This is a genomic window from Amycolatopsis sp. N2S4-7 (genome assembly GCF_058119595.1).
In genome coordinates this window covers 5,397,703-5,415,733 of record NZ_CP172299.1, presented here as the reverse complement: position 1 = coordinate 5,415,733, position 18,031 = coordinate 5,397,703, and the positions used below count along the sequence as shown (strand labels likewise).

Sequence of the window (18,031 nt, the reverse complement as noted above, 5' to 3'; positions counted from 1 at the left end):
GCTCGGAGGGATTTTCCCTCCGGGCCCTGACGTGTTTTGACAGATATGGAATTCTCCCGCCCATGAGCACAGCCGAGGCCCCGGCCGAGGCCGTCCCCGACCGGGGCGCCCCCGCCGTCCAGCTGACCGGGATCACCAAGCGCTTTCCCGGCGTGGTGGCCAACTCCGACGTCAACCTCACCGTCGCCGCCGGCGAGGTGCACGCCATCTGTGGCGAGAACGGCGCCGGCAAGTCCACCCTGATGAAGATCCTCTACGGCATGCAGCCGCCGGACGAGGGCACGATCGCGATCAACGGCGCCGAGGTGAAGCTGCGGAACCCGCAGGACGCCATCCGCGCCGGCATCGGCATGGTGCACCAGCACTTCATGCTCGCCGACAACCTCACCGTCGGCGAGAACGTCTTCCTCGGCGCCGAGGGCCTGCACGGCATCGGCCGCGCCGCCCGCGCCCGGCTGGCCGAGCTCGCCGAGCGGACCGGCCTGCACGCCAAGCCGGACACGCTCCTCGAAGAGCTCGGCGTCGCCGACCGCCAGCGGGTCGAGATCGTCAAGGTGCTCTACCGCGGGGCGAAGATCATCATCCTGGACGAGCCGACCGCGGTGCTCGTGCCGCAGGAGGTCGACGCGCTCTTCGCGACCGTCCGGGAGATGAAGGCCGACGGCTACACCTTCCTCTTCATCTCGCACAAGCTCGACGAGGTCCGCGCGATCGCCGACACCGTCACGGTGATCCGGCGCGGCACGACCGTCGGCACGGCGGACCCGAAGACGATCACGTCCCGTCAGCTCGCGGAGATGATGGTCGGGTCGGAGCTGCCCAGCCCGGAGACCCGCGAGTCCACCGTCACCGACCGCGCCGTGCTGCGGCTGACCGGGTTGACGCTGGGCGCCGAGGGTTCCGACCGCAACGCGCTCGACGACGTCACCTTCACCGTGCGCGCGGGCGAGGTGCTCGGCATCGCCGGGGTCGAGGGCAACGGCCAGACCGAGCTCGTCGAGACGATCATGGGCATGCGCAAGCCGTCCGGCGGCACCATCGAACTGGTCGACGCCGACGGAAAGGCCCGCGACCTCACCAAGGCGGGCACGCTGGCGCGGCGCGAGGCCGGCATCGGCTACATCGCCGAGGACCGCACGCGGCACAGCCTGCTGCTCACGCAACCGTTGTGGGTCAACCGGATCCTCGGCTACCAGACCCGCGAACCGGTCTCCAAAGGACAGTTGCTCGACATCGCCGGCGCCCGCGCGGACACCGAGCGGATCGTGCGGGACTACGACGTCCGCACGCCGGGCATCGACGTCCCGGCCGCGGCCCTGTCGGGCGGCAACCAGCAGAAGCTGATCGTCGGGCGGGAACTGTCCGGCAACCCGGTGCTGCTCGTGGCTTCGCACCCGACGCGCGGTGTCGACGTCGGCGCGCAGGCGCTGATCTGGGAGCAGATCCGCCAGGCCCGCGCCGCCGGGCTCGCGGTGCTGCTGATCTCCGCCGACCTCGACGAGCTGATCGGCCTGTCCGACACGATCCGGGTCATGCTGCGCGGGCGCCTCGTGAGCGAGGCCGACCCCGCCACCGTGACGCCGCAGGAACTGGGTTCGGCGATGACCGGCGCCGGAGAGGGTGACGACGAATGACCTCCTGGCGCACTAAACTGCTGCCGCCGCTGCTGGCGATCGTGTTCGCCGTGCTGCTGTCGGCGATCGCGCTGATCATCTCCGGGGCCGACCCGCTGCAGGCGTACGGCACGATGATCGGCCAGATGTTCAAGGGCTCGACCTCGGTCGACACGGTGAACCTGGCGACGGTCTACTACCTGTCCGGGCTCGCGGTGGCCATCGGCTTCCAGATGAACCTGTTCAACATCGGCGTCGAAGGCCAGTACCGGTTCGCCGCGGTCGTCGCGGCCATCGCCGGCGGTGCGCTGAAGCTGCCGCCGGTGATCCACACCCTGGTCATCCTCGTGGTCGCCGTCGCCGCCGGTGCGGCGTACGCGGCGATCCCGGCGATCCTCAAGGTCACCCGCGGGGTGAGCGAGGTGATCGCGACGATCATGCTGAACGCGATCGTCGGCGGCATCATCGCCTTCCTCATCAACGCCGACCAGTTCGGCGTCCAGACGGGCAACAACATCGGCACCCGCGTGATCGAGCCGTCCGGCCGGATCCCGGGCATCCCGCTCGGCTCGGGCACGCTGTTCGGGTTCGTGCTGATCGCCGCCGTCATCGGCGCCGCGTACTGGTTCATGCTCAACCGCACGCGGTTCGGCTTCGAGCTCAAGGCGTCCGGCGAGTCCACCACCGCGGCCGCCGCGGGCGGGGTCAACGCCAAGAAGATGACGCTGATCGCGATGCTGCTCTCCGGCGGTGTCGCCGGCCTGGTCGCGATGCCGGAGCTGCTCGGCCGCGACTACACCTACGGCATCACTTCGACCCAGATGTACGGCTTCACCGGCATCGCGGTCGCGCTGCTGGGCCGCAACCACCCCGGCGGCATCGCGCTCGGCGCGCTGCTGTGGGCGTTCCTCGACACCTCCGCGGTGTCGCTGGAGCAGATCAACGTGTCCAAGGAGATCGCGACGATCATGCAGGGCATCATCGTGCTGTCGGTCGTCGTGGCGTACGAGGTCGTGCGCCGCGCCGACCTGGCCGCCGAACAACGCAGGGTCGGCCGCGCACTCGGCGGCAACGGCCGCAAGGGCGCTTCGGTCGCCGAAGGGGGTGCGGTCTGATGGCCGTCACCGACGTCTCCCGGCCCGACGCGGGCAGCCCCGGCACGATGCCGGTGCACCGCAAGCGGTCCCGGATCCCCGGCTGGCTGCGCGGCGTGCTCTGGGCCGTGGTCGCCATCGCCGTCCTCTCGTCGGCTTCGTACTCCACCGGTGTCGCCGCGCTGACGTCGTCGAACACGGCGTCGACGGCGTTGCGCCTGGCCCTGCCGATCCTGCTCTGCGCGCTGGGCGGCCTCTGGGCCGAACGCGCGGGCGTCGTGAACATCGGCCTCGAGGGCATGATGATCCTCGGGACCTGGGGCGCCGCCTGGGGTTCGTACAACGGCGGCGTGTGGGCCGGCCTGGTGGCCGCCCTCGTCTTCGGCGCGCTCGGCGGCCTGCTGCACGCGGTGGCGACGGTGACGTTCAACGTCAACCACATCGTCTCCGGCGTCGCGATCAACCTGCTCGGCCTCGGCGTCACGAAGTACCTGGCGAACCTCATCTTCGAGCCGTTGTCGGGCAACCCGCGGCAGTCGCCGGTGGTGCCGAAGTTCGACACCTACTCCGCGTCGTTCCTCTCGGACTGGCTGGGCGACCTGGAGAAGGAGCAGCGCGTCGGGATCTCCGACGTCGCCGGCATCCTGCGCGGCCTGGTCACCGAGGTGGCGCCGCTGACGATGATCGCGATCATCCTGGTGCCGGTCAGCTTCTGGGTGCTCTGGAAGACGCGGTTCGGCCTGCGGCTGCGGTCGTGCGGCGAGAACCCGGTGGCCGCGGAGTCCCTCGGCGTCAACGTCTACCGGCACAAGTACATCGCGATGCTGATCTCCGGCGCGTTCGCCGGGATGGGCGGTGCGTCGCTGGTGCTGCTGCGCGGCGGCGCGGACTACCTCGAGAACCAGACGAACGGCCGTGGGTACATCGGCCTCGCGGCGATGATCTTCGGCAACTGGCGGCCCGGCGGCCTGCTCGGCGGCGCGGCGCTGTTCGGCTACGCGGACGGTCTCCAGCTCGCCGGTGGCGGCGAAGCGGTGCTCGCGCTGCTGTACGGCGCGGTGATCCTGGTCGGCGTGATCGTCGTCGTCCAGCTGTTCCGCAAGCAGTGGATCGCGGCCGGGCTCGGCGTCGTCGGCGCCGGCGTGCTGTACCTGATCTACTGGTCCAACGACACGCTGCCGTCCGACCTGATCCCGTACACCGCGCACTTCGTGACGCTGATCGTGCTGGCGGTGGCTTCGCAGCGGCTGCGGCCGCCGAAGGCCGACGGCCAGCCGTACCGGCGGGGTGAGGACTGACAGTGTCTACAGTGGATTGGGACGCGCTGCGTTCTCGTGCCATCGAAGCGGCTTCCCACGCGTACGCGCCTTATTCGGGCCTGCACGTCGGGGTCGCCGGGATCGTCGACGACGGCCGCGTGGTCACCGGGTGCAACGTCGAAAACGCGTCCTACGGGCTCGGGCTGTGCGCGGAGTGCACGATGGCCGGGCAGCTGCGGCTGTCCGGCGGCGGTCGCCTCGTCGCCGTGGCGTGCCGCAGCGGTGCCGGTGACCTGCTGATGCCGTGCGGGCGCTGCCGTCAGATCCTGTTCGAGCTGGGCGGTTCGGCGTGCCTGGTGGACACCCCGCGCGGGGTGCTGCCGATGTCGGACGTGCTGCCGGACGCCTTCGGCCCGGACGACCTGCCGTGACCGGCTTCGCCGCGGTCGACGTGATCCGCACCAAGCGGGACGGCGGCCGGCTCTCCGACGAGCAGATCGACTGGGTCGTCGACGCCTACACGCGCGGGGACGTCGCCGAAGAGCAGATGTCGGCGCTGGCCATGGCGATCTTCCTGCGGGGGATGGCCCCTGAGGAGATCTCCCGCTGGACGCACGCGATGATCGCGTCGGGGGAGCGGCTGTCTTTGGACGTCTCGCGCCCGACGGTCGACAAGCACTCGACGGGCGGGGTCGGCGACAAGATCACGCTGCCGCTGGCGCCGCTGGTGGCCGCGTGCGGCGCGGCCGTGCCGCAGCTGTCCGGACGCGGGCTCGGGCACACCGGGGGCACGCTCGACAAGCTCGAGTCGATCCCCGGCTGGCGGGCTTCGCTGTCCACGGCCGAGATCCAGGCGCAGCTCGAGGACGTCGGCGCGGTGGTCTGCGCGGCGACGGCCGGGCTCGCGCCGGCGGACAAGAAGCTGTACGCGCTGCGGGACGTCACCTCGACCGTGGAGTCCATCCCGCTGATCGCCAGCTCGATCATGAGCAAGAAGATCGCGGAAGGCGCGTCCGGGCTGGTCCTGGACGTGAAGTTCGGGTCGGGCGCGTTCATGAAGACGCTCGACCAGGCGCGTTCGCTCGCTTCGACGTTGACTTCGATCGGGGTCGCGCACGGCGTCCCGACGACGGCGTTGCTGACCGACATGAACGTCCCGCTCGGGCGGGCGGTCGGCAACGCGGTGGAGGTCGCGGAGTCGGTTTCGGTGCTCCAGGGCGGCGGCCCTTCGGACGTCGTTTCGCTGACTCTCGCCTTGGCGCGGGAGATGCTGGCGCTGGCCGGTCTCGACGTCGATCCGGCGGCCGTGCTGGCTTCCGGCGAGGCGTACGAGACGTGGTGCCGGATGATCTCCGCCCAGGGCGGCGACCCTTCGGCGCCCTTGCCTACGCCGTCGCACGTTCACACCGTGGTCGCTCCGGCCTCGGGTGTGCTGGCTTCGCTGGACGCGTACGCGGTGGGTATCGCGGCGTGGCGCCTCGGCGCGGGCCGGGCCCGCAAGGAGGACCCGGTCCAGGCCGCGGCCGGCGTGCTGTGCCTGGCGAAGCCGGGCGACGCCGTCTCGGAGGGCGAACCGCTGCTGGAACTGCACACGGACACCCCGGACGCGGTCCCGGCGGCGCTGGCGGCACTCGAAGGCGGGTTCTCGGTCGCCTCGTCGGCGCCTCCGCCGGGACCGATCGTCGTGGAGACCGTGCGGGGCTAGGACACCTGGATGGTGGCGGCGACCGGCTTGGCGCCGCCGCCGCAGGAGAACCACCACCCGGAGGGCGCGAACTGCACGTAGCCCGTCGTCGCGACGGTGACCTGACCGGCGGCGGCCAGGGTGGCCTGCGCGGTCCCGCCGGTCATCCGGAACGGTGCCCCGGCTTCGATCGCGGGATTGGTCAGGCCGTTGGCGTCGATCCGGCCCGAGGCGGCGCCGCCGAGTTCGAGCGCGACGCGGCCGGTGTACGTCCCGGCGGCCTCGGCGGGTCCCCACGGCGTCACGAGCCGGACGTCCGCCTGCACGGTGACGGTCTGCCCGGCGGTGGCGGTCGCCGGAGCGGTCACGGTGAACTCGATGGTCTTGGTCCCGGCGGGGCCGCCGAAGGTGCCACAACCCCAGGTGGCGGTGACGGTCCCGGCCTCGGCGACGGCGGGAGCGACCACCCCCACCCCGGCGGCGACGGCCACGACGGCCACGATCCTGCCGATCTTCCGGCGTACTGCCTGCATCACGAATCCCCCTCGGTGTCGGGTTCCGAGGATGGCGCGAGCGGGGACGCGGCGACGTCTCCCGAAATGCCGGACTGATCCGGTTCGCGAGCAAGATGATCACCCGACCGAGTGATCTTCAAAGGTCCCTCGGGCTGCTGCGCCCCGGATACGACGAGGCCCCCGCCGGTTCTCCGGCGGGGGCCTCGTCAGCGTGCTTGCTTACTCCGTGGCTTCTTCCGAGCCCTCGCCCGTCTTGGCCTTGGCGTCGGCCGGCTTCGGCGCGCGGCCGTTGCGGGAGCTGCGACGCGGCTGGCGCGGGGCCGGCGGGGGCGGGGAGATCTGCTGGACCGCCGGGCCGCCGCCGAGCATCAGCTCCGCGAACGTCGCCATCGCCTCGTCGAGCTGGCCGCCGATGCGGCGGACGCTCTCGTCGTTGCTCTTGCGGACCAGGGTGTCCACCGAGTCGGTGTCCGGCTGCTTCGACAGCGTGCCCTCGACCTTGGCCAGCCCGCTCTTGAGCGCGCCGTCGAGGTCGCCGATGCCCGACAGGAAGCCGTCCTCCACCTTGTCGAGGCGGCCGGCCAGGTCGTCCAGGCGGGTGGTGACCGTTTCGAGCCGGTTGCCCAGGTTCTCCAGCCGGTCCGAAGCGTCGATCATCTCGCCGGTCTCGGTCAGCGCGACCTTGAGCGCCTCGGTGTTCGCGTCGATCCGCTCGTGCGTCGTGCGGCCCAGTTCGCCGACCCGCTCCTGGGTGACGCGGCTCAGCTCGTCGACCTTGTTCCGCAGCTCGTGGTCGGCGTGGTCGACGCGGTCGCGCAGCGCCGACTCGGCCTGCTCGATCCGCTCGCGGACCGGGCCGTTGACCGACTGCGGCAGCGCCTCGATCTTCGCGTCCTGCTTGTCGAGGTGCCCGCCCAGCTCGTCGATCCGGCGGTGGATGTTCTGGAGCTTGTCCTCGAGCCCGTCCATCCGCCCGGCGACGCCCTCGAAGCGCGCGGCGACGCCGTCGAGACGGCCGTCGAGCTGCGCGAACGGCTTGGCCAGCTTGTCGACGATGCTCTCGACGGCGCGGGTCAGCGCGGCGATCGCGTTGTCCTGGGCCTCGAGGCGGGACATCGTCTCGTCGAGGCGCTCGGCCAGGACGCTGACCTCGGTGCGGTCGGGCATCTCGGACAGCCGCTTGCGGACCGCGCCCAGCGAGTCCACCGGCGCGAGGCGGGCGTAGATGTCGTCGAGCGCGTCGAAGATCTGCTGCTGCTCGCTCTCACGCACTTCGGCCGCGCGCACCAGCATGTTGCGCATCCGGTCGAAGGACGGGGCGGCAATGTGGTTGTCAGTGGTCACTGCTGTGTGTCCTTCGTCGGCGGGGAAATGGAGGGACGTGCCACGAAGCTTATCGATTGCGAAATTGCTGTGCGTATGGCCCCCGTGAAGTACGTATTGCGGAGGCCGCCCCCGGATGGCCGATTCGGGACGTGATCCTCAACGCTGAGGGTTAGCCCGAGCCTGAGAGTTACGGCCATGTAGGGGAATGACACCGAGGTTACCGTTGGGGGATGCCTGACGAAAGCCCTGTTCTGACCGGCGGGACACTCCGCCGCGCGCCCAAGGTCCTGCTGCACGACCACCTCGACGGCGGCCTCCGCCCGGCGACCGTCGCCGAGCTCGCCGAAGCCACCGGCTATGCCGGGTTGCCCACCACCGACCCGGCCGAGCTGGGCACCTGGTTCCGCCGGGCGGCCGACTCCGGCTCGCTCGTTTCCTACCTCGAGACCTTCGCCCACACCTGCGGGGTGATGCAGACGGAGGAAGCGCTGGTCAGGGTCGCCGCGGAGGCGGTGGAGGACCTGGCCGCCGACGGCGTCGTCTACGCCGAGGTGCGCTACGCACCGGAGTTGTTCGTCGAACGCGGTCTGTCACTCGATGCGGTGGTCGAGGCTGTCCAGGCGGGGTTCACGGAGGGCACACGGCGAGTGGCCGCGAACGGCGGCAGGATCCGCGTCGCGACGTTGCTCTGCGCGATGCGCCAGCACGCCCGCGCCCTCGAGATCGCGAACCTGGCCGTCCGCTACCGCGACGTCGGCGTCGCCGGGTTCGACATCGCCGGACCGGAGGACGGATTCCCGCCGACCCGCAATCTCGACGCGTTCGAGTATTTGCGGCAGAACAATGCGCATTTCACCATTCACGCCGGCGAAGCGTTCGGTTTGCCGTCCATTTGGGAGGCGATTCAGCACTGCGGCGCCGAGCGGCTCGGCCACGGCGTGCGCATCGTCGAGGACATCAAGACCGACGCGGACGGCACGGTCCACCTTGGACGGTTGGCCGCGTACGTCCGCGACCGCCGCATCCCCCTGGAGATCTGCCCGACGTCGAACGTCCAAACAGGCGCGGCGCGCTCGATCGCCGAGCACCCGATCGGCCTGCTCGCCAAGCTGCGCTTCCGGGTGACCGTGAACACGGACAACCGGCTGATGAGCGGATGCACGATGACCAGCGAATTCGCCGCGCTGCACGAGACCTTCGGCTATGGCCTCGACGACTTCCGCTGGTTCACCATCAACGCGATGAAATCCGCCTTCATCGATTTCGACGCCCGGCTCGCGCTGATCGACGACGTCATCAAGCCCGGGTACGCCGCGCTGGCCTGACCTGCCCCGCTGAGGACCGCAACTCGCTTGCGGTCCTTAGCCATGCCAACTATTGTTCACGATGTAGGAACTTCTTCTCATGATTTGAGACGGTGAGGAAGATGGCGCAGGTCGCGGACGGGTCGGTCGAGCAGTTCCAGGCGAGCTCACGACGGTGGCTCATCCTCGCGCTCGGCCTCGCCGCGCAGACCGCGAGCTGTTCCTTCCTCTACGGCATCCCGTTCCTGGTCCCGGCCATGCGGGAGGCGGAGGGGCTGACGCTGGCCGAAGCCGGGACGGTCGTCGCGGCGCCGAGCATCGGGCTCCTGTTCACCCTGATCGTGTGGGGCGCGGCTGCGGACCGTTACGGAGAGCGCCTCATCATGGCCCTCGGGCTGGGCGTCTCGGGGTTACTCCTGGTGTACGCCGGGGTAGGAACTCACCCGATCGGGCTCCTCTTTGGGGTGTTCTTGGCGGCCGGTGCGTGCACGGCTTCGGTGAACGCGGCGAGCGGCCGCGTGGTGATGGGCTGGTTCGCGAAGTCGGAGCGCGGCGTCGCGATGGGGATCCGCCAGACGGCCCAGCCACTCGGCGTCGGCGTCGCGGCGCTGGGGTTGCCGCCGCTGGCCGCGCACTTCGGCTTCCGCGCGGCCATCCTGCTGCCGGCCGGGCTGGCGATCGCCGTCGCGCTGCTGGTGGCGTGGCTCGTCACGGACCCGCCCCGGCCGCCCAGGTCGGCTTCTGCGGTCAAGCCGCCTTCGCCGTACCGGCACGCGACGCTGTGGCGGGTGCACGGCGCGAGTGCGCTGCTGGTGGTGCCGCAGTTCGCGGTGTCGGCGTTCGCGCCGGTGTACCTGGTGGCGGTGCAGCACTGGAGCGCGCTGTCGGCGGGCTGGTACCTGGCGGTGGTCCAGGTGCTGGGCGCGTTCGGGCGGCTGGGTTCGGGCTGGTGGTCCGACCGCGTCGGCAGCCGCCTGCGCCCGATGCGTCAGCTGGCGGTCCTGAGTTGCCTGGTCATGCTGCTGGTGGCCCTCGGCGACGTCTCTTGGCTCTGGCTGGTGCTGCTGGCGCTGGCGCTGGCGGGAATCATCACGGTGGCCGACAACGGCCTGGGCTTCACGGCGTCGGCCGAGCTGGCGGGCCTGGCGTGGTCGGGCCGCGCGATGGGCACGCAGAACACGGGCCAGAACATCGCGGCCTCCCTGACCCCGCCCCTGCTGGGCCTGGTGATCGGCGACAGCAGGTACGCGCTGGCCTTCTGCGTGGCGGCGGTGTTCCCCGCCCTGGCGGTGCTGGTGGTCCCGGTCCGGGCGGAACGCGCGTCGGAGGACTGACGACACGACGAAGGCCGCCTCCCCGACTCGCGGGGAAGCGGCCTTCGGCAAACCAAAAACTCAAGCCACCGTCAGGCGGTTCTCGAACGTCTCCACGAGCTTCCGCCAAGCGCCCTGTTCGGCGTCGAACGGGGCCGACGGCTCCAGGCGCGTCGGGTCGGGGCGGAGCACGAACGACACCAGCCAGCCCAGGCTCTCGTTGCCCGCCAGCGCCGTCTCGGCCGTGTCGTCGCCCGCCCAGTCCGCCGCGTCCGTGATCAGCTCGACCGCCAGCTCCAGCTGCGTCGGGTCGATCGCCTCCGGGCCCTCCGCGATGTCCGCGTCGAGGCCCGTCAGGACGTACGTGTTCTCCGGGTCGATCTCGATCTCGAGCTCGCCCGCGGTCGCCTTCGCCAGGACCTCGTCCCACGTGGACACCTCGGCGAGGTCGGTGTCGGCCAGGTCCTTGCCGTCGGCGAGCGCCCGTGCCAGGGCCTTCTCCGACGTGAACACGTCGATCTCGCCCTCGCTGCCGAGGAACACCGGCGCGTCGTCGAGGTAGCAGCGCAGCGTGTAGTACTCCGCGCCGGACGTGATGATCTTGATCGGGTCGATGCCGACCTCGGCCCAGAAGCCGACCGGGCCTTCGTCCTCGTCGGCGTCGTCCTCGTCGTCGTCGGCCGAAGCGGAGTCCAGCGCCTCGAGGTCCTCTTCGCCCTCGGCGCCGGCCTCGGCCTCCGCGGACTCCTCGTGGAACGCCGCCAGCTCCTCGGCGGTCTGCTCCAGGACCTTCTCGTCGACGTCCGGCACCGTCACCAGGCCGTCGATCGCGTCGAGCACGGTGTCCCACTTCTGCGACACCGTCTCGGACAGGTCGTTCCACACCTGGACGCCGACGCCGCCGGTGAACGGGAGCGTGCCCTGGTCGAGCAGCGAGAAGCCCTCGGTCGAGTCGAGGATCTCGTGGACCTCTTCGAGGTCGCAGACGTCGGCGAGCGAGCGCACGATGCCGATGATCTCGGCCAGCTCCGCGATGTGCCAGACGTCCGGCTCCTCGGCGACGAGCTCCGGGACGCCGACGAGGTCGTAGGTGTGGTCCTCGTCCGGGATCAGCTCGGGCACGTTCAGCGACGGCACGGCGTCCCAGGCCGGGTGGTCGAGCAGGTCGTGCCGCTCGGACGTGCGGACGAAAGCGGCCAGGTGAGCGGCGTCGGGGAAGGCGTACAGGTCGTCCTCGTCGCCGAGGAACGCTTCCCACTCCTCGCCGTCTTCCCGCCAGCGCGGGGCCCACAGGGTGACGACGTCGCCCTGCGGCAGCCCGAGTTCGATCGGGATGATGTCCTGTGCCATTCCTAAGCCCTCCGGATTACCGCCCGTGTGCGCGCGAGACCGGAAGTATGCTCCGGTCGGTGCGCGGTACCGCGAAGCCTACGGGTTTCGCACTCGCGATGCGATCGCCCCTGCCGACTTTGCGACGAGCGGATGGCACGATGGACGCCTGATGACTCTCACAGACCTCCTGCCTGCGGATCCCGACCCCGACGCCCTCTTCGAAGCCTTCACGACCTGGACGGCCGAACGGGGCATCGAGCTGTACCCGGCGCAGGAGGAGGCGGTGATGGAGGTCGTCTCCGGATCGAACGTCATCCTCTCCACGCCCACCGGCTCCGGGAAGAGCCTCGTCGCCGTCGGCGCGCACTTCACCGCGCTCGCCCAGGGCCGCCGCAGCTACTACACCGCGCCCATCAAGGCGCTGGTGTCGGAGAAGTTCTTCCAGCTCATCGAGATCTTCGGCGCCGACAACGTCGGGATGATGACCGGCGACTCCAGCGTCAACCCGGATGCCCCGATCATCTGCTGCACGGCCGAAATCCTGGCGAACATCGCGTTGCGGTTCGGTGCCGAGGCCCCCGTGGGGCAGGTCGTGGCCGACGAGTTCCACTTCTACTCCGAGCCCGACCGCGGCTGGGCGTGGCAGGTGCCGATCCTCGAGCTGTCGGGAGCCCAGTTCGTCCTGATGTCGGCGACCCTGGGCGACGTGTCCTTCTTCGAGAAGGACCTCACCCGCCGCACCGGCAAGCCGACCGCCGTCGTCACGTCGGCGCAGCGCCCGGTGCCGCTGACCTTCCGGTACGCGCTCACCCCGCTGCACGAGACGATGTCCGAGCTGCTCAACGGCGGCCAGGCGCCGGTCTACGTCGTGCACTTCTCGCAGGCCGCGGCGATCGAGCGGGCGCAGACGCTGATGAGCATCAACGTCACGACGAAGGCCGAGAAGGAGGCCATCGCCGAGCTGCTCGGCGACTTCCGGTTCTCCGCCGGGTTCGGCAAGACGCTCTCGCGGCTGGTCCGCCACGGCATCGGCGTGCACCACGCCGGCATGCTGCCGAAGTACCGCCGGCTGGTCGAGACCTTGGCCCAGTCCGGGCTGCTCAAGGTGATCTGCGGGACCGACACGCTCGGCGTCGGCATCAACGTGCCGATCCGGACCGTGGTGTTCTCCGCGCTCACCAAGTACGACGGCGTCCGCCAGCGGCACCTCAAGGCGCGCGAGTTCCACCAGATCGCCGGCCGCGCCGGGCGCGCGGGCTACGACACCGACGGCTACGTCGTCGTCCAGGCGCCCGACCACGTCGTCGAGAACGCCAAGGCCCTCGAGAAGGCGGGCGACAACCCGAAGAAGAAAAAGAAGATCGTCCGGAAGAAGGCGCCGGAGGGCTTCGTCAACTGGACCGAGAGCACGTTCGACCGGCTCATCGCGGCCGACCCCGAGCCCCTGACGTCCAGCTTCAAGGTGACGCACTCGATGCTGCTCAACGTCATCTCGCGGCCGGGCAACGCCTTCGACTCGATGCGGCACCTCCTCGAGGACAACCACGAGGACCGGCCGTCGCAGCGGAAGCTCATCCTGCGCGCCATCGCGATCTACCGCGCGCTGCTCGCCGCCGGTGTCGTCGAACGGCTGCCCGAGCCGGACGAGCAGGGCCGGATCGTCCGGCTCACCGTCGACCTGCAGTTCGACTTCGCGCTCAACCAGCCGCTTTCGCCGTTCGCGCTGGCCGCGATCGAGCTGCTCGACGTCGACTCGCCGTCCTACCCGCTCGACGTCGTGTCCATCGTGGAATCCACTGTGGACAACCCGCGGCCGGTGCTGTCGCAGCAGCAGTTCAAGGCGCGCGGCGAGGCCGTGCAGGCGATGAAGGCCGAGGGCATCGAGTACGACGAGCGGATGGAACTGCTCGAGAACATCAGCTACCCGAAGCCCCTCGAGGAGCTGCTGCAGGCCGCGTTCCACAGCTACCGGCAGGGCCACCCGTGGGTCGCCGACTACGAGCTGTCGCCGAAGTCGGTCGTGCGCGACATGTACGAGCGCGCGATGAACTTCGTCGAGTACATCGGCTTCTACCAGCTCGCCCGGTCCGAAGGTCTGGTGCTGCGGTACCTCGCGGACACCTACGACGCGCTGCGCCACACGGTGCCGGACGAGGCGAAGACCGAGGCGCTGCAGGACCTCATCGAGTGGCTGGGCGAGCTCGTCCGGCAGGTCGACTCGAGTCTGTTGGACGAGTGGGAGGCGCTGCGCCACCCTTCGGAAGAAGGGCCGGTGTCGCACCGGCCGCCGGAGCTGCCGCCCGCGGTCACCCGCAACGAGCGCGCGTTCCGCGTCCTGGTGCGCAACGAGCTGTTCCGCCGGGTCGAGCTGTTCGCGAGGCGGGCGTGGAACGTGCTGGGCGAGCTCGACGCGGCGTCCGGCTGGGACGCCGAAGCGTGGGAAGACGCCATCGAGGACTACTTCGAGGAGTACGGCGCGCTCGGCACCGGCCCGGACGCGCGCGGCCCGGCGCTGATCATGATCGAGCAGCTGCCGGACGTCTGGAAGGTGCGGCAGATCTTCGACGACCCGGCGGGCGACCACGACTGGGGCATCAGCGCGGAGGTCGACCTGGCCGCGTCCGACGAGGCCGGGCTGGCCGTGGTGCGGGTGACCGAGGTCGGCGCGCACTAGCCGTTGCCTTTTCCTGACTGCTCAGTCATCGTGATCACATGGTGGCGACGGTCGTGGAGCACCGGATCGGCGACGTGCGCTGGACGATCGTCCGCGGACCGCGGGAAGCCGCTTTCCGGGAGCTCGGCGCGTATGCCGCCGCCGACATCCGGACCGTCCTCGCCGGACTGGCCGGCTGGCCGGTGACCGCGCGGGCCCGCCGGTCACCAGTGCTGTTCCGGGCGATCGAATCGGCGTCGCAGGTCGAGCACCCGGACGCGTACGCCGAGCTGACGGCGCTGGCGGCGGGGGCCGGCGTGCCGTTCGACGACCTGCTGCTGGCCAACCTGCGCGGCGACCTCGGCGCGGGCGACGGGACGGGCTGCACGGACCTGGCGTGGGCGGGCGCGTCGTCGCTGCTCGGCCACAACGAGGACGGCGCCCCGGTGTTCGACGGCCTCGGGCGGCTCCTGACGCTGCTGATCGACGGTGAGCCCGGCGTCTGCGTCTGGTGGTACCCGGGGTTCCTGCCGGCCAACACGTTCACGCTCACCACGCACGGGCTGGTGTGGGGGATCGACAGCGTCGGCGTTATCGCGCCCTCGCCGTGCGCCGGACGGCACTTCGTCGCGCGCACGGCGCAGCGCGCGTCCGGGCTGGCGGAGGCGGTGTCGGTGCTGCGGTCCCGTCCTTCGGCGGGCGGGTTCGCGTACACGATGGGCCAGGTCGGCTCGCCGGGCGTGACGGTGGTCGAGAAGGCAGGTCACGACACGGCGGTGACCACTGTGGTCAGTGGGCTTTCCTGGCACACCAACCACTTCCGTCGGCTGTCGCCGGAGCTGGACGTGGCCTCGGAGGAGAGCCTGGACCGGGCGGAGGTGTGCGCGCACCTGGCGCCGATCGCTCCGGACGCGAAGTGGCTGGTTTCGGCGTTGACCCACGACGTGCGTCGGGACGCCGTCGGCGGTGATCCGCTGATGACGTTGAGCACGCTGGTGACGGACCTGGCTTCGGGAGAGGTGACGTTGGTTCCCCGAGGTGGCGCGCCGCTGCAGGCGCGGGTGGCGGACCTCGCCTCGGGGAACGTCGGCGCCGTCTGACTCACCCGGCCGGCGCGAGGATCGCCTGGGCGTCTTCGCCCGCGAACCACAGGCCGATGGCGAACGCCGCCGTCGCCTCCAGCAGGGGCGCCCGGTCCAGACCACCGCCGAGCACCGGCGTGCAGCCGACGTCGTGGACCAGCGTGCGGACCGCGTCGAGGGCCGCCGGGTCGTCACCGCAGAGCGGGACCGCGAGGGTGCCGGGTGGCTCGCGCCAGACGTCGGCCGAGGCCAGGTTGAACGCCTTGACGACGTGCGCGTCCGGGGCGGCGGCCGCGATCCGGGTCGCCACCGGGGTTCCCGGCGGGGGTTCGGTGCCGGTCGGGCCGGGCTGGTTGGTGCAGTCCACCAGCACCTTCCCGGCGACCGGGACCGCGGCGAGCAGCTCGAAAACGGCGTCCGCGGGAACGGCGAGGACCAGGACTTCGGCGTCCGCGGCGACTTCGCGCCAGGTGCCGCTTCGCGCGCCGAGCCGCTTCGCGAGCGCGGCGGGGTTGCGGCCGGCCACCCCCAGTTCGTGGCCCGCGCGCGCCCAGTGTGTGCCGAGCGCCTCCGCCATGGCGCCCGTGCCGAAGATCCCGATCCGCATGCGTCCTCCTTGTGCTTGGCTGGTACCAGCACGACGGTAGGAGCCCCGGCAGGAACCGAAAGGTAACCATGGACTTTCTCGCCGACTGCCGGACGCGGCTCGCGTTCGACCTGGTCGCCAACACGTGGAACCCGGTGGTGCTCTGGGCGCTGCGCGACGGGCCCCGCCGGCACGGCGAGCTGCGGCGCACCATCGGCGGGATCAGCGCGAAGGTGCTCACGGAAACCGTGCGGCGCCTGGAGTCCGACGGCCTCCTCGAGCGGCGCGAAGGCGTGTACGCGCTCACGCCGTTGGGCGGGACGCTGCTGGCGCCGATCGAGGGCTTCGGTCGCTGGGCCGCCGAGCACGGCGACGACGTCGTCGCTGCTCAAACCCGAGCAGGACGACCAGCATGACCAGCGACAACGCCGGGAGCGGGCGGCCCCAGAACGTGCTGATCGTGACGTCGGCCAACGGCGTGAAGACCCCGGCGGCGAAGACCCACGTCGGCGCCGTACTCGGCTTCGCGGGCGGAGACCACGAAGTCCGCTTCCACGGCTTCGCCACCGAAAGCCACACCTGGAAGGCGAGGACGCTCGCCATCAGGGCCGTCCCGGCGATCTGCGGCCAGGCGACGACGTCCGCCGCGCCCGCGCGGGCCGCGGCCGCGGAGTCGTGCAGGGCGCCGGAAAGCAGGAAGATCCCGGCGTAGAGCTGCGCGAACGTCAGCACGAACTTCGCCAGCACCCACCAGTGCCGGAAGTAGCCCCACGCCGTCGAGCCGGCCAGCACCAGCCCGGTGAACGCCGCCGCGTTGGCCATCGGCGCGAGCAGGACGGTGTCGATCCGCTGCGCCATCGACGTCGCGGCGACGGCCTGCCCGGGATCCGACGCGGCGAGCGTCATCAGCACCACCAGGCCGAGGGCCTGGCTCATCCAGGCGACCGACGACACGACGTGCAGCCAGACGACGGCCTGCCGCCAGCGGGGAGAAGTCTTGGTAGTCACGGGATCCAGGCTCGCCGAGCCGCCGCGCCGGCACATCGGGCGCGACCCGGGTTTCGCCCCGGACCCGCCGAGACGGGGTTTGCGCCTGCCGGAGTACGCCGCGGAGGCGGGCGTACGCCCGGGGGAGTAGGGCCGCAACCCGGAACTCGCGTGATCAGAAGCGGGACTCGCGTGATCGACGGCGGATCTCGCGTGATCAGCGGGGCATCACGGGGTTCTTCGCCGCCAGCGTCAGCAGGGGGACGGCGGCTGCGGCGTCGGTGATCAGCGTCGACACCATGCCGGACCGCAGGACCGCGTCCACCGCCGCCGCCTTGGGCCTGCTGTAGCCGAGGGCGATCACCTCCGGCACCGCCATCAGCTCCTCGTGGCTGATCGCCAGGACGTGGTGGGCCAAGCCGGTGGAGAGAGCGTTGCCCGAAGCGTCGAACAGCCGCGCCGCCACCTCGGCCGTCGCGCCGCGGGCCGCGATCGCCGCGCGCTCGGCCTCGTCCAGGGCGTCGTACACCGTCGACTCCCCGGGCTGCCACGCGCCGATGCTGACCACCGCCTTGGTCAGGTTCCGGAACTGGCCGAACGTCTCCGCGATGCCGGGCTGACGCCGGAGCGTCTCGGTCGTGCGGCGGTCGGGCAGCACCAGCGGGCCGAAGATCGGGTAGGCGTCGCCGCCGGACACCGCGGTCACCCGGCTGACCGTCTCGACCGAGCGCCCCCGCATGTCCATCCCGGCCTGCACCCCGCAGAGCTGGACGACCGGGCACCGCGGCAGCGCCCGGATCGCCTCGGTCATCGCGTTCACCGACCGGGCCCACGACAGCCCGATGACGTCCTGCGGGGTCGCGATCTCCTCCAGCAGCCGGGCTGCCAAAGTCCCGATCTTCGCCCGGACGACCTCCTTCGGCTCGCGCTCGGTTGAGCGTTCGAGCACCAGCGCCTGCTTCAGGCCGTACGCCGAGCGCACCTCGTCCGACAGGGCCAGGTCCACCGGGGCCGGCAGCGAGAACTCCACCCTGACCAGGCCGGACTCCCGGGCGGTGTCGAGCATCCGCGCCACTTTGAACCGGCTGACGCCGAACTCGTCGGCGATCTCCAGCTTGGAGCGTCCCTGCACGTAGAAGCGCCGGGCGACGGTGGCGAGCAGCATCGCTTCCGAGAGCGAAGCACCCTTGCGTGAAGCGCTCATCTGAGCACTATAGCGCGAAATCTCCCCGAAAGGTTGACGTAATACCGACGTCAGACCTCTAATGCCTTCACATGTTCTC

Annotated in this window: 15 protein-coding genes and 1 pseudogene; 10 read left to right on the top strand and 6 right to left on the bottom strand. The window is 70.8% G+C overall.

What is annotated here, in order from left to right; all coding sequences use genetic code 11:
- Window positions 1-62: 62 nt before the first annotated feature.
- Genes ACH54P_RS25160 through ACH54P_RS25140 form a run of 5 tightly spaced genes read left to right on the top strand, consistent with a single transcriptional unit; the run spans window position 63 to window position 5,671 of the window.
- Window positions 63-1,634 carry an ABC transporter ATP-binding protein gene (locus tag ACH54P_RS25160; RefSeq protein WP_489905842.1) on the top strand — a complete coding sequence of 524 codons (1,572 nt, stop codon included), beginning with the start codon at window positions 63-65 and terminating at the stop codon, window positions 1,632-1,634.
- Window positions 1,631-2,728 (top strand): ABC transporter permease, encoded by a 1,098-nt coding sequence (locus tag ACH54P_RS25155; protein ID WP_489905841.1) that lies wholly within the window; start codon window positions 1,631-1,633, stop codon window positions 2,726-2,728. Before ACH54P_RS25160 ends, ACH54P_RS25155 begins: the two co-directional genes overlap by 4 nt.
- A gap of 47 nt (window positions 2,729-2,775) precedes the next feature.
- Window positions 2,776-4,005, top strand: coding sequence for an ABC transporter permease (locus ACH54P_RS25150; protein WP_489916622.1), 1,230 nt, complete (start codon window positions 2,776-2,778; stop codon window positions 4,003-4,005).
- 2 nt (window positions 4,006-4,007) lie between these two features.
- Entirely contained in the window at window positions 4,008-4,397 is a 390-nt protein-coding gene (locus tag ACH54P_RS25145) for a cytidine deaminase (protein WP_489905840.1), read from the top strand.
- On the top strand, window positions 4,394-5,671 hold the full coding sequence (locus ACH54P_RS25140; RefSeq protein ID WP_489905839.1) for a thymidine phosphorylase: 1,278 nt from the start codon (window positions 4,394-4,396) through the stop codon (window positions 5,669-5,671). The genes ACH54P_RS25145 and ACH54P_RS25140 overlap by 4 nt, the downstream gene beginning before the upstream one ends.
- Here ACH54P_RS25140 and ACH54P_RS25135 read toward each other — a convergent pair.
- Both ACH54P_RS25135 and ACH54P_RS25130 read right to left on the bottom strand, forming a co-directional pair.
- Complete coding sequence (locus ACH54P_RS25135) at window positions 5,668-6,183, bottom strand: hypothetical protein (RefSeq protein ID WP_489905838.1); 516 nt, start codon at window positions 6,181-6,183, stop codon at window positions 5,668-5,670. The two genes, ACH54P_RS25140 and ACH54P_RS25135, sit on opposite strands and share 4 nt — an antisense overlap.
- A 201-nt stretch (window positions 6,184-6,384) precedes the next feature.
- Entirely contained in the window at window positions 6,385-7,509 is a 1,125-nt protein-coding gene (locus ACH54P_RS25130; protein WP_489905837.1) for a PA containing protein, read from the bottom strand.
- Between the two features lie 212 nt (window positions 7,510-7,721).
- On the opposite strand from ACH54P_RS25130, the gene ACH54P_RS25125 reads away from it, so the two are divergent.
- Window positions 7,722-8,816, top strand: coding sequence for an adenosine deaminase (locus tag ACH54P_RS25125; protein ID WP_489905836.1), 1,095 nt, complete (start codon window positions 7,722-7,724; stop codon window positions 8,814-8,816).
- Between the two features lie 101 nt (window positions 8,817-8,917).
- The gene (locus ACH54P_RS25120; RefSeq protein ID WP_489905835.1) at window positions 8,918-10,129 is read left to right on the top strand and encodes an MFS transporter; all 1,212 of its coding nucleotides are present in this window, start codon (window positions 8,918-8,920) and stop codon (window positions 10,127-10,129) included.
- A gap of 60 nt (window positions 10,130-10,189) precedes the next feature.
- On the opposite strand, the gene ACH54P_RS25115 is transcribed toward ACH54P_RS25120, so the two are convergent.
- Window positions 10,190-11,458, bottom strand: a complete 1,269-nt coding sequence (locus ACH54P_RS25115; protein WP_489905834.1) for a primosomal protein — start codon at window positions 11,456-11,458, stop codon at window positions 10,190-10,192.
- Window positions 11,459-11,609: 151 nt separating this feature from the next.
- Here ACH54P_RS25115 and ACH54P_RS25110 point away from each other — a divergent pair, with 151 nt between their 5' ends.
- Window positions 11,610-14,114 (top strand): DEAD/DEAH box helicase, encoded by a 2,505-nt coding sequence (locus ACH54P_RS25110; protein ID WP_489905833.1) that lies wholly within the window; start codon window positions 11,610-11,612, stop codon window positions 14,112-14,114.
- Between the two features lie 38 nt (window positions 14,115-14,152).
- The gene (locus ACH54P_RS25105) at window positions 14,153-15,193 is read left to right on the top strand and encodes a C45 family autoproteolytic acyltransferase/hydrolase (RefSeq protein ID WP_489905832.1); all 1,041 of its coding nucleotides are present in this window, start codon (window positions 14,153-14,155) and stop codon (window positions 15,191-15,193) included.
- Between the two features lies 1 nt (window position 15,194).
- Here ACH54P_RS25105 and ACH54P_RS25100 read toward each other — a convergent pair.
- Window positions 15,195-15,791, bottom strand: a pseudogene (locus tag ACH54P_RS25100) (NADPH-dependent F420 reductase); the annotation flags it as partial.
- A 59-nt stretch (window positions 15,792-15,850) separates the two neighbouring features.
- On the opposite strand from ACH54P_RS25100, the gene ACH54P_RS25095 reads away from it, so the two are divergent.
- On the top strand, window positions 15,851-16,177 hold the full coding sequence (locus tag ACH54P_RS25095) for a winged helix-turn-helix transcriptional regulator (protein WP_489905831.1): 327 nt from the start codon (window positions 15,851-15,853) through the stop codon (window positions 16,175-16,177).
- Here ACH54P_RS25095 and ACH54P_RS25090 read toward each other — a convergent pair.
- Window positions 16,065-16,769 (bottom strand): hypothetical protein, encoded by a 705-nt coding sequence (locus ACH54P_RS25090; RefSeq protein ID WP_489905830.1) that lies wholly within the window; start codon window positions 16,767-16,769, stop codon window positions 16,065-16,067. The two genes, ACH54P_RS25095 and ACH54P_RS25090, sit on opposite strands and share 113 nt — an antisense overlap.
- A gap of 196 nt (window positions 16,770-16,965) precedes the next feature.
- Window positions 16,966-17,952 carry a sugar-binding transcriptional regulator gene (locus ACH54P_RS25085; protein WP_489905828.1) on the bottom strand — a complete coding sequence of 329 codons (987 nt, stop codon included), beginning with the start codon at window positions 17,950-17,952 and terminating at the stop codon, window positions 16,966-16,968.
- Between the last annotated feature and the right edge of the window lie 79 nt (window positions 17,953-18,031).